The organism is Mesorhizobium sp. NPDC059054, assembly GCF_042739215.1.
In the GTDB taxonomy this organism is placed as follows: domain Bacteria; phylum Pseudomonadota; class Alphaproteobacteria; order Rhizobiales; family Rhizobiaceae; genus Mesorhizobium.
The window spans coordinates 1,443,653-1,466,813 of record NZ_JBHYHV010000001.1; the positions used below are offsets into that span (position 1 = coordinate 1,443,653).

The 23,161-nt window shown below is 61.7% G+C and carries 15 protein-coding genes; 5 read left to right on the forward strand and 10 right to left on the reverse strand.

The window, feature by feature from the left end; translation table 11 throughout:
- Positions 1–7 precede the first annotated feature (7 nt).
- From ACFWXH_RS06955 to ACFWXH_RS06965, 3 genes are read left to right on the forward strand one after another with little or no spacing between them, the layout of a single operon-like run.
- Entirely contained in the window at positions 8–877 is an 870-nt protein-coding gene (locus ACFWXH_RS06955; RefSeq protein ID WP_054309973.1) for a branched-chain amino acid ABC transporter permease, read from the forward strand.
- Complete coding sequence (locus tag ACFWXH_RS06960) at positions 864–2,576, forward strand: ATP-binding cassette domain-containing protein (protein WP_379118649.1); 1,713 nt, start codon at positions 864–866, stop codon at positions 2,574–2,576. The genes ACFWXH_RS06955 and ACFWXH_RS06960 overlap by 14 nt, the downstream gene beginning before the upstream one ends.
- Entirely contained in the window at positions 2,573–3,265 is a 693-nt protein-coding gene (locus ACFWXH_RS06965; RefSeq protein ID WP_054309971.1) for an ABC transporter ATP-binding protein, read from the forward strand. The genes ACFWXH_RS06960 and ACFWXH_RS06965 overlap by 4 nt, the downstream gene beginning before the upstream one ends.
- 55 nt (positions 3,266–3,320) lie before the next feature.
- Here ACFWXH_RS06965 and ACFWXH_RS06970 read toward each other — a convergent pair whose 3' ends face one another.
- The 10 genes from ACFWXH_RS06970 to ACFWXH_RS07015 all read right to left on the reverse strand — a co-directional run bounded on the left by ACFWXH_RS06970 (position 3,321) and on the right by ACFWXH_RS07015 (position 11,961).
- Positions 3,321–3,884: a PRC-barrel domain-containing protein gene (locus ACFWXH_RS06970; protein ID WP_244483312.1), complete on the reverse strand. Its 564-nt coding sequence runs from the start codon at positions 3,882–3,884 to the stop codon at positions 3,321–3,323.
- An 86-nt stretch (positions 3,885–3,970) separates the two neighbouring features.
- On the reverse strand, positions 3,971–5,011 hold the full coding sequence (locus tag ACFWXH_RS06975) for an EscU/YscU/HrcU family type III secretion system export apparatus switch protein (protein ID WP_054309970.1): 1,041 nt from the start codon (positions 5,009–5,011) through the stop codon (positions 3,971–3,973).
- Between the two features lie 27 nt (positions 5,012–5,038).
- A complete protein-coding gene (locus ACFWXH_RS06980; RefSeq protein ID WP_082407292.1) occupies positions 5,039–5,836 on the reverse strand; it encodes a lipopolysaccharide assembly protein LapB in 798 nt (265 codons plus the stop codon).
- Between the two features lie 77 nt (positions 5,837–5,913).
- On the reverse strand, positions 5,914–6,348 hold the full coding sequence (locus ACFWXH_RS06985; RefSeq protein WP_379118652.1) for a hypothetical protein: 435 nt from the start codon (positions 6,346–6,348) through the stop codon (positions 5,914–5,916).
- Positions 6,349–6,358: 10 nt separating this feature from the next.
- Positions 6,359–7,714 (reverse strand): type II and III secretion system protein family protein, encoded by a 1,356-nt coding sequence (locus tag ACFWXH_RS06990; protein WP_379118654.1) that lies wholly within the window; start codon positions 7,712–7,714, stop codon positions 6,359–6,361.
- 66 nt (positions 7,715–7,780) lie between these two features.
- Entirely contained in the window at positions 7,781–9,934 is a 2,154-nt protein-coding gene (gene sctV / locus ACFWXH_RS06995; protein ID WP_379118656.1) for a type III secretion system export apparatus subunit SctV, read from the reverse strand.
- Positions 9,931–10,170 carry a hypothetical protein gene (locus ACFWXH_RS07000; RefSeq protein WP_244483311.1) on the reverse strand — a complete coding sequence of 80 codons (240 nt, stop codon included), beginning with the start codon at positions 10,168–10,170 and terminating at the stop codon, positions 9,931–9,933. The genes sctV and ACFWXH_RS07000 overlap by 4 nt, the downstream gene beginning before the upstream one ends.
- 89 nt (positions 10,171–10,259) lie before the next feature.
- On the reverse strand, positions 10,260–10,526 hold the full coding sequence (locus ACFWXH_RS07005; protein WP_379118658.1) for a hypothetical protein: 267 nt from the start codon (positions 10,524–10,526) through the stop codon (positions 10,260–10,262).
- Between the two features lie 161 nt (positions 10,527–10,687).
- Positions 10,688–11,659 carry an FHA domain-containing protein gene (locus ACFWXH_RS07010; protein WP_054309963.1) on the reverse strand — a complete coding sequence of 324 codons (972 nt, stop codon included), beginning with the start codon at positions 11,657–11,659 and terminating at the stop codon, positions 10,688–10,690.
- A gap of 119 nt (positions 11,660–11,778) precedes the next feature.
- The gene (locus ACFWXH_RS07015; RefSeq protein ID WP_054309962.1) at positions 11,779–11,961 is read right to left on the reverse strand and encodes a hypothetical protein; all 183 of its coding nucleotides are present in this window, start codon (positions 11,959–11,961) and stop codon (positions 11,779–11,781) included.
- A 142-nt stretch (positions 11,962–12,103) separates the two neighbouring features.
- On the opposite strand from ACFWXH_RS07015, the gene ACFWXH_RS07020 reads away from it, so the two are divergent.
- Together ACFWXH_RS07020 and ACFWXH_RS07025 are read left to right on the forward strand one after the other, a co-directional pair.
- Entirely contained in the window at positions 12,104–13,036 is a 933-nt protein-coding gene (locus tag ACFWXH_RS07020) for a MurR/RpiR family transcriptional regulator (protein WP_379118661.1), read from the forward strand.
- Positions 13,037–13,109: 73 nt separating this feature from the next.
- Positions 13,110–23,153, forward strand: a complete 10,044-nt coding sequence (locus ACFWXH_RS07025; RefSeq protein WP_379118663.1) for a LysM peptidoglycan-binding domain-containing protein — start codon at positions 13,110–13,112, stop codon at positions 23,151–23,153.
- Positions 23,154–23,161 lie beyond the last annotated feature (8 nt).

The window sequence follows — 23,161 nt, forward strand, 5'->3', positions numbered from 1 at the left end:
ATCATCGATGAATTCGTTTCTCACACCCGCCATTGCGGGGCTGACAGCCGGCGGCACCTATGCGCTGCTCGGCGTCTGCGCCGTCTTCACCTACCGGCTTGTCGCGGTGGTCAATTTCACCGGCGCTGCGATCGGTTCGGCCGGCACCTTCGCTCTGATTGCCTTGACCGAGTCCGGCTATCCGACCTTTCCGTCGGTGATTGCCGGCATCCTGGTCGGTGCGGCGGTTGGCGTGCTGATTGGTTTCATCATGACGCGCTGGTTCGCGGAAGCCAACCCGTCCACCAAGGCGGCGGTGACGGCGGCCCTTCTGGTCGGCCTGATCGCGATCGGCCTCAGATTGACCGGTGGCCAGCATCCTCGTGTCATGCCGGACCTGTTTCCGGGTTCCGCGTTTCGCATGGCGGGCGTCGAAGTGACGATCGCCTCCGTGCTCACCATCGGCCTCGCGGTGCTTTTCACCGTGCTGTCCGATCTGTTTCTCAACCGCACCCGCATCGGCCTGCATCTGCGCGCGCTGTCGGACAGGCCGCTTGCCGCCGAACTGATCGGCGTGAAGGTGAGACTGCTGTCGCTGCTGGTATGGGGTGCGACCGGCGCTTTCACCACCTTCGCGCTGATGATCATCGCGCCGCAGCGCTCGCCGAATTTCATGACGCTCAGCCTGCTCGTCGTGCCGGCGCTCGCCGCCGCGCTGGTCGGGCTGTTCCGCAGCTTCTGGCTGACGCTGGCCGGCGGCATCCTGCTTGGCGTCGTCGAAGGCCTGGCGAGTTCGGTCGACTCGATCAGCCAATACCGCAGCGCCATTCCATTCCTGGTCATCCTGGCCGTGCTTCTGTGGTCGCAAAGGGAGGCTCGCTGGGATGACGCGCGCTAGTATCCGGGCCTCGCTCACAATCATCATCGCCGCCGTGGTTCTCGGCAGTGTCATCGCCGGGCTCCTGCCGTCCTATTGGGTGTTCCTGGCGACATCCGTCCTGATCACCGGCGTGGCGCTGCAAAGCCTTGGACTGGTGGCCGGCCGCACCGGCATGATCGCGCTCTGCCAGATGTCCTTCGCCGGTGTCGGCGCCTGGACTGTGGGATATTTGAACATCGCCGAAGCGCCGGGCGGACTGGCGACCTGGATCCTGCTCGGCGGTCTTGCTGCTGTGCCGCTGGGGGTGGCCATCGGCCTGCCGGCCTTAAGGCTGCGCGGCATCAATCTCGCCATCATCACTTTGTCTTTTGCTGCCGCCTTCGACGTCATCCTGGCGACCATGACATTTCCCGGCCAGACCGCCTTCATCCAGGTGCCGCGGCCGACACTGTTCGACAGCGACGAAGGCTACTTCGTCTTCGCTCTGATCTTCTATGTGGCCATCGCCGTTGCACTCGAATTCCTGGCACGCTCCCGGCTGGGCGCGTCCTGGCTTGCAGTGCGCCATTCCGAACGCGCCGCAGCGGCGCACGGCGTCAGTGTCGCCAAGGCGAAGCTGTCGGCTTTCGCCATCAGCGCCTTTATTGCCGGCATCTCGGGTGGTCTGCTCGCCGGCTATCTCGGCACGCTGGTTGCCGAGAATTTCTCCATGATGCAATCGCTCAGCCTCTATGCCGTCGCTGTCATGACCGGCGCGCATTTCGCCGAAGGCGCCATCATTGGTGGTATCCTCGTCGTCATGTTCCCGGAAATCCTGCGCCGGTTCGATCTGCCGCAGGATATCGGCAACGTGCTGTTCGCGCTCGGCGCCACACAGGCATTGTCGACCGGCGAGACGATGAGCGAGACTTATCGTCGTCTGCTGCGCAAGTTGGCGCCACAGCGCAAGGCGGCCGGCAGCACCTTATCCGAGGGCGATCTGCCGGCGCCTGTCGAGCATGCGAAGGGGGCTGCACTCACCGTCGAAAAGCTCACCGTGCGTTATGGCGCGGTGTTGGCGCTCGATGGTGTCGATCTGACCATCCCAGCCGGTTCGGTCGCTGGCCTGATCGGGCCGAACGGGGCCGGCAAATCGACCTTCATCGACGCAGTCTCGGGGTTCCTCGCTAGATATGAAGGTTCGATCAAGCTGGGAAAGACACCGCTGGAGGGGCAGGCAGCGCATGTCAGGGCCAGGGCTGGTGTGCGCCGCACATGGCAGACCAACCGCATCGCCCCGGAACTGACGGTGGGCGGTTATCTGCGCCTTGCCGCCGGTAACCTGAGCGAAGCTGAAGTTCGCGCCATGCTGGATTGGCTGGACTGCCCGGACCCGGAAACGCCCGTGGTGGCGGTCGATGCCGGGACGCGTCGCCTGCTCGACGTTGCCGGCGTGGTTGCGGCAAGACCTACCGTCATCCTCCTCGATGAACCGGCAGCCGGACAGTCGCACGAGGAGACACTGAGGCTCGGCAGGCGCATCGCGGAGATTCCCACACGTTTCGGGTCTTCCGTACTGCTGGTAGAACACGACATGGATCTTGTCCGTGCTGCCTGCAGCCAGGTCACTGTGCTCGATTTCGGCCGCGTCATCGCATCCGGGCCACCCGCCGTGGTGCTGGATCAGGGGCCCGTCAAACGAGCCTATCTCGGCATTGAGGAGAGTGTCGCAGCATGAGTGAACTTGTCATTTCCTCGCTGTCGATCAGCCGCTCCGAACTGCCGGTCGTTACCGAGATCAATGCCCGTGTCGAAAGCGGTTCGATCAGCGTTGTGCTGGGCGCCAACGGCGCCGGCAAGACGACACTGCTCGAAGGGCTCTCCGGTATCATTCCGGTGTCAGGCGGAACCATCGCCATCGATGGTTCCGAAATCCAGAAGGCCCGGCCCGGCCAGCGCTCGCGCGAAGGCCTGGCGCATGTGGAGCAGGGCCGCACCATCTTCAGCCAGTTGACCACAGAAGAGAATATGAAGGTGGCGCTGCGCGACGGCAGCGATCTTTCCGAAGCATATGGCCTGTTCCCGGAGCTGATGCAGCGTCGCACCATTCGCGCCGGACTTCTGTCAGGCGGCGAACAGCAGATGCTGGTCATTGCACGCGCGCTGCTGACCCGCCCGAAGGTGCTGATGATCGACGAAATGTCAGCGGGGCTCGCCCCGGTCATCGTCTCTCGGCTGATGGCAGCGGTGCGCAAGCTGGCGGATGCTGGCCTCGCCGTCCTCTTGGTCGAGCAGTTCGCAGCCCTTGCCCTCGGTATCGGCAACCGCGCCTATGTGCTGCGACGCGGCCGGGTCGTGTATGACGGCGACTGCAAGACACTGCTGCGTTCGCCCGACGAGCTGCATAGATTGTATCTTGGAGGGTAGGGCACCCGCAAGAAACCCGGCCCGGAGAACCGGGCCGGGCGAATGGGTCACGCTCTTACTGCGCCGGTGGTGACGCCGTACCGCCTCCTGCCGGAGCCGTTGTACCGCTATCGGATGCGCCCGGACTTGCCACGCCTTCGGCCAGTTTGTTCCGGTCAAAGGCAGGCGCGCTGTTGAGCTGATCCTTGGTGGCCTTCATCACCAGCCAGGTCTTGCCATCGCTGCGCGTGGCCATCTGCAACTGATCAGGGCTGACGGCGACGTCCTTTTCGCCGACGCCAAGGAACCCGCCGACGCCAACGACCGCGGCCTCGATCTTGCCGTCAGGCGTCAGGATCAGGTCGTTGACCTTGCCGACGGTAGCAGCATCAGCCTTGTCGCTTTCATAGACGCTCTGGCCGATGAAATTGGTCACCAGCACTTGTCCGTCCTTCGGCTGGATGGAGCCGACGGTATTGGCGTCCGTACCAGCAGGAGGCGCTGCAAAGACGTCCTTCGTCGACACCGACATTTCGGTTTCAGCCGAACCGCCGGCCCCCGGTGTTGCGGTTTGCGCGAGCGCCGAGCCGCTGATCAGCAGCGCGCATGTCGCGCCCAAAAGTGCCGTTTTCATCATCATGGCTGATCTCCTTTGCTGCAGGGGATGCACAGAGACCCAACGGCACGCTGATGGGATCGTTCCGAAAAACTTGAGGGTGGCCGGGACTAAGTCAGCCCATGCCGGACGAGATGACGCACGACCGGCGAGAACATGTTCTGGCCGATGTAGTTTCCGGTATTGGTCTTTTCGAACAGATCCCGAGCCAGGACGGTGTCGCGCACGATGGGAATGCCAGCTGCCTGCGATTGCGCGATCATGTCCACGGCGGCGCGGCCCTGACCCTTGGCCACGACGGTCGGCACCGGCGTTTCGTCCTTGACGTAGCGCAACCCTACCGCGAGTTCGTCTCCGGCAAAAACGATGACAGCGTTTTGCACACCCAGCCGCGCCGGCTGTTGCACGGCCTCGCGTCGCTGGCGTCGCTGCTCCTGGCGGATGAGCGGATCGCCCTCCATGTCCTTCTGCTCGCGCTTGTACTCGGTCGTGGTCATGCGCATGTCGCGCAGGAACAGCCAGCGCTGCAGCGGCATATCCAGAATGCCGATGGCGAGGAAGGCGAGGGCGGCCGAGACGCCGACTGGAACCAGCACGCCCCACAGCATCGGCGTCATGCAGGACATGCCGCATGCAGGTGCATCGAAAAGCGGTTGCAGCCACTGCACCAGGATCACGACGAAGAGAGCGGACAGGAACACCAGCTTGATCAGGCCCTTCACGAACTCCACGACATTGCGCAGAGACATGATCTTCTGCAGGCCTTTGGCCGGGTTGATATGATCGAATTGCGGTTTGATGGTCTCGAAGGAAAAGACCGGGCCTAGCGTCGCCAGCATGCCGAAGACGAGGGTGACCGCGACGACGATCGCGACCATCGGTACGGTGATGTACATCAGCAGGAAAAATGCGTGACGGCCGCTGCGCAGCAAAATCTCGCTGAACGGAACGTTGTAGTCCGTTATCGTGTCGATCAGCCCTGAAAAATGCGCCAAGGCGGCCGGCCAGACGAGATAGATATAGGCCAGAACCGCGCACAGGCCGAAACCCGAAACGAAATCGCGGCTTTGCGAAGCCTGGCCTTTGCGTTTGGCATCGCGCAGCTTCTTGTCGGATGCCGGTAGCCTTTTTTCCTCAGCTTCTTCGGCCATGCCGCCAGCCTCTCGGGCCCGCCTTCGCTAACCGAGGACGGAACCCAGGGCCTGTGCCCTGGCTTGTGTGCTGCCCTTGGCGCGAATGGATTGAGCCTGCGCCAGCAGCTTGTTGATTTCCTGCGTCGGCAGGCCGACCGGAGGCGCAGCCCTGACCTGATCGCCCTGACCCAGCAGGCCGTAGACGATGACGGCATTGCGTTTGTGATGCAGCTGAGCGTTGGATGCGCTCACAAGCTTTTGCGCCAATGGCAATGCCACGCCGGCATTGCCTTCGAGTCCGGCTGCGAGAGCCATGTTGGTTTCGATGTCGAGGTCGCCCGGCGCCATCTTGAGCGCCTGGCCGAAGGTGACCTGCGCTTCCTGCGTGTGGCCGGAAAGCGTCTGTGCCACACCGAGGCGATTGTAGGAACTGCTGGTGTTGACCAGCGGTGCCGCCTGGGCCAGCGCCCGCATTCCGGCGTTGTAGTCGCCGGCATCCATCATCGCCGAGCCCAGGCCAAGCATGGCTTCGCCATTGTTCGGCGACTTGGCGAGCGCCGCTTCATAGGCCTTGGCTGCCTGGTCCGGATCGCCGGCGCGCATATAGGCGTCGCCGGTTTTGACATAGGCGCTTGGGCGCGCGTCGGGCAGGGCCGCCGCCTTCTGGTAGAGCGCGATCGCTGTATCGCTGTCGCCGCGCTTCGCAATGTCGTCGGCGAGCTTGATGAGGCGTTCGGACGGTGAGGCCGGGGCCGTTGCCTTCGGGTTGACGGCGCTGTGGGTTCCGGTCTGGCAACCCGCCAGTGTCAGGATTGCCAAAGCCGGCAGGAAAACGACACGCATATCCATCTCTCCCCATTTACCCTCTATCGTCGGTTGCGAATTCGCCCCGACCGTTCGTCCGGAACCCGCATCGTCGACTAGTTCGTCGTCAGATTAGGTGTCTCGGCAGCCGGTTCCGGCTGCTCGCCATCGAGATAACGCCGTGCTGCACGTGCCGTCGGGCCGGCCGCGGCTGGTCCCATGCGGCGACCTTCGACCAGGTCGCGCTGGCTCTCGACCATGCGCTGCAGATTGTACGCGTTGGCACAGCCCGGCGGCAGATGCGAGCCGACGCCGGAAATCTGCGTCAGGCTGGCGGATGAGGCCGACGGAGGGTTATCGTCGTCGACCGGGTCATTCAGGCATGCATTCGGTGCAAGCACCGAGCCGGACGCGCTCTTGTCCGACCCTCCCGAGCCTGTGGCCACATAGCTGTAGCCCGGCGAATAATCCTGCTCTGGCTTGGTGTTGCCGACACAGCCGCACAACAGGATGGCCGGGACGACAGCGAATAAGGCGCTCGACAGTCTCATCGCGGTTCTCCTATTTGACGATCAAGCCGACGGACGAACCGCCTTTTTTGCGCTTGGCGCGTTTCGCTGGCCTGTCCTGCGGAGTGGCAAGGCTGTCGCGCACCGGCTCGACCAGATAGGGCGTGATCAGGATCACGAGTTCGGTTTCCTCACGCTGGAAACGCTGCGACTGAAAAAGCGGCCCGAGCACCGGCACATCGCCCAGCACCGGGAACTTCTCGACATTGCGTGAGGTGCGTTGCTGGAACAGCCCTGCGATGGCGAAAGTCTGCCCGCTTGCCACTTCAACGGTGGTGTCGGCTCGGCGCACCACGAAACTCGGCAGCGAGAAACCGTTGGCGCCAATCGTGGCGCCGCTGTCGGACAGCGAGCTGACCTCCGGCTGTACGTTGAGAGCGATCCGATTGCGGCCGATCAGCGTCGGCGTGAACCCCAGCGACACGCCGAACTGCTTGTACTGCACGGTGACGACATCGTTGCCCTGCGGAATGGGAATGGGGATTTCGCCGCCGGCAAGGAATTTCGCCGTCTGGCCGGTTACGGCCGTCAGGTTCGGCTCAGCCAGGATCTTGACGATGCCGTTGCGCTGGAGCGCTTCGATGAGGATATCGAAGTTTATGCCGTGTTCCTGGCCGAGGTTGAGGCCGAAGTTTCCACCGTTGCCGCTTGGCACGCCGTTGTTCTGGAACATGTTGAATTCGAAGCCGGCGCTCTTGTAGCCGACGTTCCAGTCCACGCCGTAGGACTGCAGTTCCGTGCGCGAAACTTCAGCAAAACGCACGCGGATGTTAACCTGCTGCGAACCGCTTACCGTCATGTTGTTGATCGGCGGCTGTTCGGGCGGAGAGAAGGTGCGCGCGATATTGTCCATGTCCGTGGCTTCTTCGACGCCACGGGCTTCTCCCGTCGTCACGATGCGGTTGCCGAAAATGGCGAGATTGGTCGCCGAATTCGGACGCATGGCCTTTTTGGCCTGATTGGCTGAAGAGATATCGGCAGTTACGCGAAACTGGGCCGTCGCCTTGATGCGTTCGTCGGAAGTGATCGCGATCAAATTGGTCAGGCCGGGCTTCAGGCCGAAGACATAGACCACACCCGGCGAGACGACCTGCAGGTCGGCGATCGTGGTATCGGCGATAAGCACGGATTCGACCGGTTCGTTGAAACGCAGCAGGCGTCCCTGACCGACAGGCAGATCCACCATCGGTTGCGCTGACAGGTCTGAAATCTCTTGCGCCCTGAGGCCGGTCAGCGACGAAACAAGGCTCAGCAGGAAAACGGCAAGTGCGAGCACCAGCCACGGCGCCTTCATCCGGGCCGAACAGTCATGCCATCGTTCGGCTCTCGCGGCATAGTGGCTAGGCATGCAGTCCCTCTCTCAAGCATCTTCGGCATTCGTTGGTCCCCGATGCCGTTGCAGTTCGTCCCCAGTTCATCCGGCAGTGTTTTGCCCACCCAGCGCGCCGGCGGAAGGCAGCGATGGGGGTCTGGATCTCCCGGAGTTTCCCGAAATCGTCGCCAGCGGCTGGACATTGAATTCGGGCGCAAGCTCCTGGAATGAAAGAACCGGCATTTCGATGCCGTTCTGTACCAATAGCGCGCGCATATGGCGGCGCACGTCGGCCGCCGTCACAACGACCGGTGAAACGCTGGCAGCGGCGCGCGAAAAATTACGCTCGATCTCGGCGGCAAGGACCTGCACGCGCGAATCCGCCGTGTTGAGGAAATCTCCGGTCGGTGTCGTCTGCACCGCTTCGCGCAGGATATCTTCTGCGGAGCGCTGCAGCACATAGGCGGAGATGATGTTGTTGCGGTCGGCGACGCGGAAGCTGATCTGGCGCCTTAGCGCCGTCCTCACATGTTCGGTGAGCGGAACGACATCCTGCTCACGCTGCCCGGCCTCGACCAACGCTTCCAGAACGAGGCGCAGATTGCGGATCGGCACGTTTTCAGCCACCAGCCGCCTGAGTACCTCGGCGATCTTCTGCAAGGGAACGATCTCGGCGGTCTGCCGGACCAGATCGGCATAATCCGTTTCCATTTCGGAGAGCAGCTTGCGCGTTTCCTGGATGCCGACGAAATGGCCGCAATAGAGCTGAAGTGCGTGCGCGGTCCATTTGGAGGCGATCTCGATCGGCTCGGAATAGGGCAGTTGTGCCTCTTCGAGCGCAGAAATGCCGTCCCGGTCGACCCATGAGAATTTGCGCTGGCCGACGAGGGCAGCTCCTTCCTCATAGGTGAGGCTCAGCAGTTCAAGATGGCTCACCTCGGTTTCGACAAGCACCCGATCCGCCGGTATCTCGGCCTCGAGGATTGGCACACCTTCGAGATCGATGCGTATGTTGCGCGGGGCGATCGTTTCATTGACGTCGACGCCGATGGCAGGAATCTCGACGCCAAGGTCGTCGAATATGCTCCGGCGCATCACATCGGTGCGTTGGCTAAGTTGCGACTGGGTCACTTCGGTCGCCAATTCCGTTCCGAGCCTGACCACGATGCGGCTGGAACCGAGCAACGGCGTGGCGTTGCCTTCGAGCGCAGCCGCGCCCTCAGGCGCCTGCCGTGTCGTCGTGGGTAGGGTTTCCGCCGACTCGTCATCACGCCGGGATCGCCGATGGATCATAAAGGCGCCGGCACCGAAGGCGATGCCCAGGGCAACGAAGACGAGGCTGGGAAATCCTGGCACGAGTGCCAGTCCCATCATGATCACAGCGGCAAGGCCGAGGGCGCGTGGGTCGCGCAGCAACTGGAAGCTGATTTGTTTGCCGAGATCATCGGTGCCGTCGGCACCGCCGACGCGCGTCACCATCGTGCCGGCGGCGATCGCGACGAGCAGGGCGGGGATCTGCGCCACGAGACCGTCGCCGACCGTGAGTAGCGAATAGGTCGAAGCGGCCTGGCTGATCGACATGCCATGCTGCAGGGTGCCGACCGTGAAGCCCCCTATGAGGTTCACGAGGATGATGACGATGCCGGCGATCACATCACCTTTGACAAACTTCATGGCGCCGTCCATCGCGCCGAAGAGCTGGCTTTCGCGTTCGAGCTGCCTGCGCAGATGTCTTGCTTCGGCCTGGTCGATATCGCCGTTCCTGAGCTCCGCATCGATGCTCATCTGTTTGCCGGGCAGCGCGTCCAAGGTGAAGCGGGCTGCCACCTCGGCGACACGTTCGGCTCCGCGTGCGATGACGATGAACTGCGCCACGGTGATGATCAGGAAGACCACCAGGCCCACCGCGATACTGCCGCCGACGACGAAGTTGCCGAAGGCGGTGATGATCTCACCGGCGTCGGCTTGTAGCAGGATCAGGCGGGTGGTCGTGATGGTGATCGCCAACCGGAACAGCGTGGCGAGCAGGATGACGGACGGCATCGAGGAAAACTCGAGCGGATGCGAGACATAAAAAGCAACCAGCAGGATGAGGACGCTGAGCGCGATGTTCGCGGTGATCAGTGCGTCGACCAGGAAGGTCGGCAGCGGGATCAGCATCATCACCACCGCCACCAGCATCAGCACGGCAATGACCAGGTCGCCGCGCTGCGAGGCCTTTCCGAGCAGTTGCAGAAGCCTTTGCGAAATGGTCATTGCGCCTGCCTCTTTGCCAGAAAACGCCGGAAGGACTCGCGCGCTTCGGTCTTGCGCCCGGCCACGAGCAAGGCACGGCTCTTCAAAAGATGAAGGGTGGGGTGTTGCATTCCTTCCAGTGTCTCCAGCCTGGCGATCGTGGCGAGCGCCTTGTCGGCTTCTCCGTCCAGGATGAGCAGGTGTGCCAATGTCCTCAGTATGCCGGCGTCCTCCGGCGAAAGCTGTGCCGCAATCAACAGGTAGACCGCGCCCCGTCTGGCCTGACCGTGACATCCGTAGAGATGGCCAAGGACATGCAGCAGATGCGCAGCCTCGCGTGGCCCGGTCAGATTCCAGTCCCTCCCTGCAAACGCCCGAGCAGTTCGCGATGGCGCTCGATCTCGTCTTCCATCAACGTCCTGGCAAGCGCTCTCAGCGGCTCTCCGCCATCGAGATCCGGCACAACCTCCCTGATGAAATGATGCAGGATGGGCACCGAACGCCGCAGGATCGCCGGCTCGGGGATTTCCGGCATGACGAATTCGGCGAGGATCTCGTCGAGAGATTTGCCCGTCGTGCTGGCTGACGGCCCACCGAAGGCTTCGGCTTCCAATTCGTTCGCGCCGGACGCAGAGTTTGCGCCTTTTGTTTTGGTCCGGTTGACGCCATTCAGGCGCCGTCGTTCGATCGGTTGGGTGTGCGAAGCATTCGCATGCCCATCTCTGCCGATCGAGTCCGGTCGTGCGTCGAAACGTGGCCCGTCGACGCGGCGGCTCACTGGTACTTCAGCGCGACAGTGGCGCCGCCCTTTGTCAGCACGAGCGCGGTCTGGCCAATCTCCTTGATCGTCCAGCCATCGTTCGTGAAAGCGCCTTCGTGATAACGCGCTCCATCGCCCGCAATCACATAGGGCCTCTCGCCGTACCAGATCGCCTGCAAGGTGAGGCGCGGCGGCTGGGCCGCATCACCCACAGCGATGTTCGACACCAGCGGCACCTGTCCGAACTTCTGGTCGAACCACGAGCGGACGTCGGTCCAGGTGCCGGATTGCGCATTGGGTATCGTACCTGACACAACCAGACGTTCCGACGAACGTCCGACCGCAACGGTCTCCAAGCCCGATTGCGCGAGCCGCGCTGTCAGTTCCGCCTGCGCTGCCGCGAGGTGTTCGGCGTCGGCTCCGCCCGGAATGCTTCCCGTCACCTGGCCGTCGGCGAGCCCGAGCTTGGCCGATTTGTCGTCAGTTTTTGCGACGGACAAGCCGTTGGCGGCCACGGAAATCGCGAAAACCGCCGCAATGAGAACGCCGCCTGCGAGCAGCGGACGCTGCGACAAAGACCAGCGGCTCTTGATCGGTTCGGGTCCAGTGAGTTGCAACTGGGCATCGCCCAGCGAAATGCCGAGCGGCAGGCGGCGCCGGCAGCCCTGACCTTTGCGGATTGTTTCGCCGCTGGCGAGTTTGAGGTCGCCGCCGACGGCTTCGATTTCGACTTGGCTGCCTTTGCGGTGAAGTCGAGCATGGAGGGATTCGATGCCCGGATCCCTGAGAACGATGTCCGAATCGCCATCTGAGCCGATCGTATAGGAGGGCTTCGTGAGCTCCAGGCTCGCACCGCTGTGAAAGCCCTGAATGACGGCCAGTGTCGTGGGCTTGTCGGGGATAAGGCTCGCAGCACCGCTGGTCAGAGCGCGCAGTGCGAGCTTGCCCGTGCCACTTTCAAGCTTTCCGGTCGAGTGAGCGCTCATGCCTTTCAACCTCCCGCCATAACGATTTCAGACATCGGTCGACGCGATAGTCCTGCGCCGAGAATGCGGCACGCCGCCGGTAACGTCCGGCGGCGCAGAATATTTGATAACCCTGCGCCTCAGGCCTTTTCAGCCGACTGGCCAAGCGTCCTTGCGGTGCTCATCAACATGTCATGCTTGGACTTGGCGATCTCTTTCGTGATCTCCAGGCCGAACATCCGCTCCTGGTGCTTGATCATCTTGTCCAGGTTCTGTTCCGGACTGCCACCACTGCCGGTGGGAGGGATAGTAGTGTCACCCATGACTGTCTCCTTGAGGAACCATTCCACGCAATCGTGACAGCCCAACACAATGGACTCCCTTTAGATTGCTATTCGAACTTAGTGCAGTGCCGCAGAAATAGAAAGTCCATTTGGAATATAGAAAACATGAAAATTCCAACTGTTGCATTGCCGGCTGGCAGCAGGTAAATTCGAACCGGGCAAATTGGGGTTTATGGAAATGGAAAAAGGTCCTTTGTCGGAACTGCTCGTGGAGCGATTCGAGACGATGCCGCCGCAGTTGCAGGTTGCGGCGCGTTTTGTGCTCGACCATCCTCAGGACGTCGCCTTGATGTCCATGCGCGAGCAGGCCAGTCAGGCGGGTGTATCGCACAGCACCATGATGCGGTTGGCGCGCTGGCTGGGCCTCGATGGCTATGAAGATATGCGCAGCCTTTACGCGCAGGCGCTGCGCGAGCGAGGCGCGGGTGAGGGGCTGCGGCCCGGCCTGCTGCCACAGCAAGACCCGGACTATCCAGCGGCTGGCGTCGTGGCGGACACGCTTGCCGCTCAGATTGCCAGTCTTGGTGAATATGGCAGCGCCATACAGTTTTTGGCTGCAGCCAAGCTGGTGGCCGAATCGAAGACCATTTTCGGTCTGGGCTTCGGTGCCTCTCAAGCGGTGGCCAGTCATTTCGTGCAGGTTGTTTCGCCACTCCTCGGCGGGGAGCGCAAGGCGATGCTCGTGGCAGATTCCGGCCGTAGCGGTGCCGAAATGTTGCTGGGCGCCAAGGCTGGGGACGTCGTGCTTGTCGTTGGGGCCACGCCCTACGAACGCGCCACTATCGATTTTGCCCGCCAGGCTGCCGGCCTGGGTGCGGCGGTACTGGCCATCACCGACAGCAGCGTTTCCCCGCTTGCGCGGATGGCGCGCGAAACAATTGTGGTGACATCGAAGTCGGGGGCGTTTTTCCCAAGCATGGTGCCGGCATTCGCCGCGGTCGAAATCCTGGTGGCTCTGACCGCGCTGCTGTCCGATGTCGACGTCGAAGAAAAACTCAAGCAGTCGCAAGAGCAGCTCGCTGCCTTCGGCGTCTATTGGAAGGCCGATCGCTAGCATCCTTTGGGTGTTTGTCGGACGGACCTTCAGCCAGCCCTTAAGGGCTAAGCACATCGCGGAGGTCGTTCACGTGGTCCGTCCGATAATGCCGAAACTGAACCCGGCGCCAAGAGTCGACCCCAAAGCCAATGCTGCGCAGATCGCGCATCTGGAAACCCAGGCCGCTCAGCTCAGGGAGCAGATCAGGCTCGCCAACAAGATGGGCGAGCGTGAGTGGGCTACGACGGCGCGCAAGGAACTTTCTGAGATCACCGGCAAGCTCGACGCCTTGCAGCAACCCACAGCGGCGCCTGTCAACGGAAGCGTTCCCGCCAACGCCGGGACACCGAACAATGGCGGGGGCGTTCAACCAGCGCTGTACACTCCACCAGCGACCTTGACCTTCGCTCCTGTCAAGTTGAACACCGGCACGCCCGACAAGGATTCCGCCATCGAGACAACTGCTCGCAGCATTGCCGACGATGTGGCGAAGGGCAAAACCATCGACAAGATCGCCACTGAACGAGGGATGAAACCCGAGGATGTTGTTGCGGCCATCAACGCGGGTAAAACCCTCGAAGTCACTGTCACCGCCCCGTCGAGCGACAACGGCAATACCCAAACGACGGTGATCAAGGACACCAGCGATCCCAATAACATAAAGACCACGACGAGCCGCGACAATCGCGATACGGGAGCCATAACGACCCGTTCGGAGGAAGCCGGCAGTCCCAGCAACACCGAACGAACCTTGCTGCCGAACGGCACCACCGTGGAAACGGTGACGTCGAAGGAAGGACCTTCCATTCCCAAGGTTACGGTAACGGCTTCCGACGGGAAAAAAACCGTTCTCGATCCTTCACAACGTCCTGGCGGCTCGACGACGGAAGGCATCCAGAAAGATCTCGCCGATGGCAAGAGTATCGACCAGATCGCGCAGGACCGGCACCTGTCCAAGGAGCAGGTGATCGCCGAATTGCAGGCGGCCGGCTATCAGGTCAAGAACACGGAGCCGCCACGCGGCAACGGCGTCCAGACGGTCGAGCTCGACAATCCGCATACCAAGGAAAAGACCGTCTATACCCACAACCGCCAGTCCGGCGAGCGCAAGGTGGTCACCACCAAGGGCGATACCGAGACCACCGTTGCGCGCGACGGCAACGGCAATACCACCACCATCAACCGCAACATCAAAACGAACGAGAAGACCGAAACCGTTGTAGACGCCAAGACCGGAACCGAGGTCAAAACCGTCACTGACAAGGATGGTCGGATCACCAAGACGACCACCGAAAAGCTCAACGGTGGCAAGCCGATCGATTACGAAGTTAAACCGAACGATAACCTGACCGCCATTGCCGAAGCGCACGGCGTTACGCTGGACGAGTTGAGGAAGACGAACCCCGAGCTTTTCGAAAAGCGCAATCCGAACATTATCAACTCCGGTGAAAAGATCAGGATCGAGAACGGGACGCGTGTCACCGTCGAGGTGACCGCCAACGGCTACACGTTGACCACCAAGCCGGACGGCAAGATAACGCTGCACAACAACACCGGCGCAAACCTTGATATCAAGGTTGGTACGGCGCAAGAGCCGTTGGCCACGCTGCTCTTGTCGATCAACCCCGAAAGCAAGGACCCGAAGACAGCCAAGGCAGATGCGGTCCTCAAAACCACTCTGGAAGGCATCCTCGGCGGAGCAAGCCCCGAGTTGCTCAAGGACGTCGCGGACAAGCAGCAGGCGGTAAAGGAAGCGATCAAGAACTACGACGGCGGAAAACCCGGACAGCCAAAGCTCGACGGCTCCACCACGACCGTTGGCCCATTTGGCGACCCGCCGAAGGAACCAACCAAATCCGGCGGCAAGTGGGTGCCGCTCATGGTTGACGGAAATTGGCAATGGTTCGATCCGGAAGTGGCCAAGGCGATCGCCGCGGAGAACGCGGCCGTTGCGCGTCTCGGCGAGGCGCAGGCCAAGCCCGTTCAAAGCCAGGCGCAACTGGACGTCTACGCGCTGGACCCTGCCTATAAGGAAGCCATGAACTCCGCCAAGTCGACACTCGACAAGGCATTGGCCCCTTACGGTCTGGAATGGAAGACACCAACCCCGAAAGGCACGCTCGCCCAGGCGCAAGAGCGACTGACCCTCGCCAACGATGTGCTTGAAAAGGCCGCGACTGCCAGGACCGAATACGCGCAGGCCGAGAAAGACCTTCTCGCGGCCATCAGCAAACAGGCAACTTTGCCGGCTATCAACGACCCGAAACAGCCTGCAGCAGGCAATGTCGGCGGGCCGAGCAACGTGGAGCTCAACCTAGACGCCAAAGCCAAACACTCGGAAGTCTCCAACCTTTTCATCCAGTCAAGCTTGCACACCGCCAATGGTAACAAGGCTACCGTCGACCAGATGGTCAGTGCGACCGAATTGGAGTTGAAACTTACTGACACCAAGCCGGGAAGCCCGGAACATACGGCGATTACGGAACGGCTCAACGGTCTGAAAACGCTGCAAAAGGCGGCGGGCAGCCAGGTGACCCTGGCTGAAGCCTATGCGCAGTACGGAGTTGCGCAAAAAGAGGGTGCGGATCTGGAGGTTCGTGTCGAGCCGATCAAGCAGCAGATCATCGCGCAGGCGAGGGAGAGGAACCCGCATCATTTCGATGAGAAAGGTTTCACCAACGGCAACCAAGAGTTTTCCGGCAAGCGCCTGGAGCAGAAGTTTATCGAAGAAAATGGCCAGCTTTACATGGTCAACACCTACGAGAACGATATCTTCTCGGATGAAAATAACAACGACACCAACGTTCTGAAGGTTCAGCTAACCTACGATCTCAACGACGGGAAGATCAGGGATGATTTCCGCAACAACTCCCTGAACAAGCAGTACCAGGAAGTGATGTCGTCGACGCGGAGCACGCCGACTTCGGCGCCGGTTTGTACCCCGGGCGGCACAGGTTCGGTATCGGCGTTGGAGGCGGCCAAAGCCAAGATAATCGGCACGCAGGTCGAGCTGCTTGATGCCGGATTGAAAGATGCGAAGACCAAACTCATCAACGCAGACACGGCTCTCGAGAAGGCGATTAAAGAACACGGCGGCGGTACCATTGAAGCACCCGCGGGTACGCTGAAGCCAGGCGAGCAACCGGTGAAGATCACGGTCAACGGTCGTGACATATGGGTCGCGCCGGAAGTCGCGGCGGCCTACGGAAAACAGGGGCCGAGTGCGATTGGCGACAGCGGTAAGGCTGTCCAGATCGAGATGAACGGCCAGAAGCTGTGGGTCAGTCCCGAAGTCGCTGCTGCCGAAATCGATCGCGGCAGGGCTGAGGATGAAAAGAAACAACTGGAGAAGTGGGAGACCGAGTCCCGGCCTGCGATGGTCGTGGCGCGTGACTGGTACAGCTTCTCGGCCGGCCACTTCAAACTTTTCGATGACGGCGGCATGGCGCAGCGTGAATCGAAACTCAAGAACGAATATTTCCAGGAGCACAGAGACAAGGCACTTGCCGGATATCAGGTCCAGTTCGAGAATCTCTACGACAAGGGATTCACCGGCGAATACAAGCAATATAAGGCCGACGAGCTGACCGACGCCGTTGCGAAGACGCTCGGGCTCGACCCCTCCAGCGAGGGAGTCGAGAAAGTTACTGACGAGATCCATGATCGTGCCGGCGACGACGCCCAGGTGAAGATCGTTCCGATCTTCTCGCTGGACGGCGGGATGGAGTCTATGACGGCGCTGTTTGCCATCAAGGATGGTGGCGGCAAGGAAGTTGGCTACGTCGACACCTCCGGCAAATATTACAGCAGCTTCGACGAATTCCAGCACGAGAACCGCATCTTCAGCGACAAGGGCAAGCTGGTCATGGCGAAAGGCGGCAACATGTCGCTTGGCGCCGACGGAAAGTTCACGCTCGACGAATTGGAGGTCGCCGACGGACGCAAGGTGGACTTCTTGGACAAGGCCACGGATATAGGCCTTGGCATCGTAGCGGGTGCCGCCACCATTGTGTCCTTTATCCCTGGTGGTCAGTGGGCAATACCAATCGCACTCACTTCTGGTGCGGCCCTTGGTGGCAAGACCCTGTACAAGGAAGGCGAGCACCTGCTGCAGGGTGGCGAATTCGACGGCCAGTCCGCGTGGAACATCGCGACAGGCGTCGTTTCATTCCTGCCAGTCGGTGCAGGTTCGTTGCGAACAATAGGGCTGGCAAAGTCCAGCTCGTCCTTATCCACGTTCCAGGCTTTCAAGGGTGGATTTGGCATGACACGCATGGCCGATGCCAGCTGGGGTATCGGCAAATTCAAGGTGAATGTGCCTCAATCGTCCTATGCCGGCGAAGTGAGCAACTTCATGCAGAGTGGCAGCAGGCTCAATACTGCCGCCTGGGGCCTCGATGCCGCGGGCCTGACCACCGGCGTGCCGATACTGATGCGGTCTGTAGAGGACCTTGCACTGCACGGCGGTGAGATGTCGTTTGCCGAACTCGCCAATGCCATCGTGGGCATAGGCACAGGGGCCGTAGGCACTGGCCTCGGTGGCCGTGGACTGCTGAACAACATGCCCGGAGCATCGGGGCCACGTGGTGGCAACGGTCCCTCATCCGGCGACATACCGCCAACCGATACGCCGCCTCCGCCGCCTGCAGGCGATTCGGGTTCGGAGCCTCGGCCGCGCCACGTCTATGAAGCCGGCTCCGACGGAGTCTACAGGCCAACAGGCAGATATGTCATGCCGAGCCCGGATGAAATCGTCATCCAGGGCGAGGTGGTCAGTGAAAAGCCTGGCGGATCGGGGACCAATTTTGGCACTCGGAATGGTCCCGAAGGCACGCCGGAAGGTACCAACCCCACCGGTCCGCGCGCTCTGCCGGCCGGACACGGACCGGAACAGGCCACCGGCGGTAAGAGCGATCCATCGGGCGACGGGGAGGCCCCTGTCGTGACGCCCGCCCGCGTCGCGGGCAGCCCCTCCAAGGGGAACGCCGGCAAGCCGAGCGACAGCGACCCCATCATCGTACCGGACAAGCCGGTCACGGGAGATGATCCCGTGCGTCTCGTTTGGGATCCGACAACACGTACCTTCACCGGCATGCGGGAAAAGGACACCAGCGGCTACGTGTACACCAGCGGCAAGGACGAAGGGACGCCGTCGGCCTATCTTGAAAAGGGACCCGATGGACAAGTCTTGAAACTTACTCCTGAGCAATTGCTGGCTCGATACGAAAAGGAAAAAAGCTACTATTCAAGTCGCGAAATGGCCGAACGCTACGGACCGGATGGCGTCCAGGTGCCGCGGACTCCCATCCGGGAGGTTTTGCCGGACTTTCGTGTCGGCGTGACATTCCGGGTGCGCCTCAACACCGGGCAGGCCTTCGACATCGGCTCGCCGACTATCGCAGCCGTCGGGTTTGGTGTCGGTACCAAGACCGATTTCGGCCTCATCGGATGGTCTGTCGTCGACAGCTTCAGCCAACGCAGCATCACGCCATTCAAGGATGCGTTGAGCACGCAGGGCGTCGTTTCCTACCGCGCTCGCGAATACAGGAACATCACCGCGCTGCAGGCCGGCGTCTGGCCGGTCTCGGAGCAGACGGCTCTGCCGGTCCGCGCCAAAGACCTGTCGAGAGAGGCAAGCGCGGGCATTTTCAGCGACAAGGCTGGCTATGACGCCAAGCCGTTGGATGCCGTCATTGTCGGAAAAACACCGGACGGCGAGGGCACGGTGATCGAGTTGACCTATTCCCCCTCGCTCAAGGGAACAAAGGCTACGCTCAAGCCCGGCCAGCATGATTTCTTTGGCGTGCCTGCCGAAAACAAGGCCGGCCATGTCGAATTGGCAGGCGCGCTGCCCTTCGATCGCGTCATGACGGAGACCAAGGCTGGCCTGCGGCTGCCGATCGTCGCCAACCATGTCGGCACGGTGGACGCATTCCCACGTGTAGGCGTGGAAATGCGTCCGGAGTTGCCGGTCAAGGATACGCTGCAGCCGGGCGATGTGGTATCCAAACAGACCTACGACCAAATCCAGTCCAGTCTCGGCTCGACGGTCCTGAAGGTCCAGTTCGTGGTCAAGGATCCGGCGAAAGCTGCCGAGCTTGTTGCAGCGGTTGGACAGGGCAACGGCATTCAGTCGATCCGCGACTTGGTCGGGGCCGGCCAAATCGATCCGTCCAACACGGTGTCATACGCCGACGAACCGACGATCAGCGGATTGCGGCTCTCTGCTGTTCCGGGCAAGACGCCGAGCACCGACATTGTTCTCCTGACAGGAGAGAAGGTGCGCGTCCTCAATCCCGAAGCGATGCTGGTCGATGTCATCTTCAATGATCGCAATGGACTGCCAGGCGTACTCGGCACGAACCCTGACAAAATCGCGACGTCACTGACCTACAAGGTGAAGTCGACAGTCAAATCGTGGCTTCCGGCTCGCTTCCAGCCCGATGGCGCCGCGCAGTCGCGTTACATGCCGAGCGCGGGCAATATCTACAAGAACCTCTATGGGGCGGACGGCACACCGGCGACGCGCTACACCGCCTCGCTTTCGACACCGCCGCTGCCTGGAGGAGCGTTCGCATACAGCGCTGAAGTCAGGGTTCAGTTCAAGTCGAAGGCACCCAAGGCCGCGCGCTCCATCGCGAAGGACGAAACAGCCGATGTGACATTCAAAACTGCCGATGGGCAAAGCGAGGGACTGTCTGTTCCGGCCTGGATTGCGCGCGCTGTCGAGCCTTCGCGCGATGGCGCCGCCACTGGCATCCCGAAGGGTGGAGAGAAGTCCCTCGATCAGTTCCTCGCTCAACTGGAAACGACGGCGCGGCCCGATCAACTGGCGGCGATAGCGCAGTTCCGTAGCGAATTCGGCTCCGCGATCGTCGATGGCGGCTTCATGCGCCAGAACGTCGCCGACGGCGTCATGACGCTGCTCTCGTCGCAAGTCGGGCGCCGCAACAGTGGACCGATGCAGATCAGGGACGGGAATGGGCACTTCGTCACGGCAACCCGCTTCGGGCCGCTGCCAAAGAGTGCCGAGAGCGTCTATGTGCCGTCGGCGGATGGTCCGCAGGCTCGCGGCGACGAACCCGACTTGATGCACAAGTCGCATATCTTCTTCCGCGACCCGGAAACAGGCGAGGCCTATGTCCTGCCCTGGACGCGCGGTGCTTCGGAGGACCATGTTCCGGGTGGCACAGGAAAGCCGGACGACGGGGCTGTACCCGCGGGCGACAAGGAAGTGGAGGCCGCGCCCGTCAGGAAGGCGCTGGAGGCGGCACCGCCGACCACTTTCTCGTTGCAGCAGATCCGCAACATGCGGCAGCCGGAGAAATGGAAGGCCGGTGAGGTTTATACCCGCGAACTCAACGGCTCGCTCGGCGAGGCACATTTCCCTGTCCAGGCCAATCCAACCGGGCCGCACCCCGTCTTCGGCGAAGGTGGTCGTTATGTGGACGCGCCTGTTTTCAAGAGCAAGGATGACATCGAGGCAATCGAGGTCAAGACGTATCACCGCTGGACTACCATCAACGGCGTCGCGCAGATGCGCGAGGTTCCTTTGACGCCGAAACTTCAGGAGCAGATCAACAAGGACGTGGCGCTGCACAACGAGAATCCGAAATATCAGCCACGCTGGGTTTTCCTGGATGCGCCGCCTTCCGCGGAACTCCAGGGAGCGCTGGATCAGGCCGGAATCATCGGCAACATCTTCGGCCACAACAAGCCGGCAGCGGTCAAAGCGCCTCGAACCATCGCGCTCAAAGACAAGGACGGCGAGGTCATCGTTGCCGCTATGCTGGGAACCGACCCCAGGGGGCCGGAACAGGTCTACATACCGCCGTCCGACGGACCGCGGCTGGCGGCGGATGCCCCAGAAACAGCCACCAAGACGCATATCCTGGTCTACGACCCCGACAGCGGCGAACCCACTGTCCTTCCCTGGATACGCGGTGCATCGGAAGGTCATGTGCCGGATGGCGCTCCGCCACCGAACCCCGACGGGCCGACGCCCACCCAAGGACCGCAGGCCGCTTCGAACAACGGGGCGCTCACCCGAGACGGCGTCAGGGCGATCCCGCTCGACCAGGTCCCGAATCTCAACATGGGAGACTTCCAGCCGAAGCAGATCCCATGGCTGAAGCGTGAACAGGTGGCAGAGTTCACGGAGCCACAGTTCCAAGACATGGATCAGGCTGGCTTGCTTCCGTATCTGACCAAAAGCCAGTTGCGGGGAATTCCGAAATCGAAGACCGGTTTCGTGAATATCGCAGGCCTCGACGCGAGGCAGATTCCGTGGGTAACCAAGGGCCAGGTCAGCAACATGACCGGACAGCAGTTCGTGGATCTCGGCACCGCCGGCCTTACGCGTCACCTGATCAAGCCACAGGTCCAGGCGATTAAGGGAGACAAGATCGAATTCGTGGACGTGTCGACACTGGAGGGCCGACAGATCCCTTGGTTCAAGCCAGGCCAGGTCGCGAAATTCACGTCGCCGCAATTCGAGAAACTGGGAGAAGTGGGACTGTTAAAGCACCTTGGCGAACGCCAGGTCCAGGCGGTTCCCGAGACGATGGTCGGCTCCCTGGACATGACGAAATTCGATCCGCGTCAGGTGCCATGGCTGACCGACAGGCAGATTCCGGTGCTGACCCGCGATCAGTGGGGTGATTTCACCATTCACCACACCGAAGCATTGACGCAGCCGCAGATAGAAGCGGTGACCCGCAAGCAGTTCGAGGAAATGAGCCCTGGCCAGTTCCGGAAGTTCACCCTCGAGCAGTTCGAGTGGATGGGCATTGACCAGACCAATGGGCTCTCGGTCCTGCAACTGACGACGTTCCGGGCGACCCACAAGAAGTCGATGACAGCGGACCAGCGTGTCCTTGTCGACGGTGCTCTAGCCTACGCACGAACCAAGGAATACCAGGCTGCTCTCGATACCTTTGGCGCGATGGCCAGCACGTCCTACACATTGTGGAGCACGTTGCCACCGACCTGGACCGCGACGGCTGGAGCTGTCTCATTCGGCGTGCGCGGCCTCGTTTTCGGGGCGCAGGCCGTGTTCCCCAACGCGACCGCGGCCCACAAGCCATTCGGACGGTTCCTCAACGCGCTGGGCGGAGCCACATTCATTGCCGCGGCACCAGGCGCAGCGACAGGCGTGGTGCAGGGCAAGGATCTTATCGTCAACAGCACTTTCACGCTGGGCAATGTCGTCTATGGCACCAAGTCGATGCTGCAGTCCTTCACCGGCAGGCCGGTGATCCGTAACCTGGCCGAATATCTGGCCGGTCCGGGATATGTGCTGGGCTGCGCCGTCTATACGGTGAACTCATGGCCGGCGCCGATCGCCACGGCGGCGGGAGCGATGTTCACCTTCGGCTGCGCCGAATTCTGGGCGTCAGCGATCAGGACAGATCGCGTCAACAGCCGTTCGGTGCCACGCACGGACGCCGATATCGCAGCGGCGGAAAAGTCCGACAAGAAGTGGGCCGCGTGGGACCGGTGGACCCTTGGCATCACCTTTGGCGTCGGCATGCTGCTCTTCTCGATTGATGCTCTGCTTGGTGAACCGTGGAAAGCCGCGAAACCCGCTCCGGTGCCCGATCCGAAAAAGCCGGACGACAAATCTGGTACAGACGGAACGCAGCCCGATGACGGCACGGACAAGCCCGATCCGGAAACGAAACCGAATGACTTCCCGCAACTCGTTGTTCTCGCCGATGACGGCCTGAACCTGCGCACTGGCCCCGATGGCGACACGACCGTCGTCACGGTTCTGCAGCCTGGCACCTTCGTTGAGCAGACTGACAAGCCATCGACCGATGGTTCAGGAAAGGTCTGGCTTCCGGTCGAAGGTTACGGTCCTGACGGGAAGGCTCATCATGGCTGGGTTTCCGCAGACCTTGTGGAGCCTCATCCCGGCGGTTCCAGCAATCCAGATGGCCGCACCAATCCCAAGCTGGAGCAGAACGGCTACCGGTGGGTGGAGGTGAAGAACGGCGACAGCATCCGGCTCATCGCAACGGCCAATTCTGCCGATGTGGCCGATACGGTGGTGCTCAACATGGATCATATCTTGAGCCCCGACGTAGTCTTTGCCGGGGACCGCATCTACCTGCCGAGCGTCGCGGTGGGTTGATCGAGACC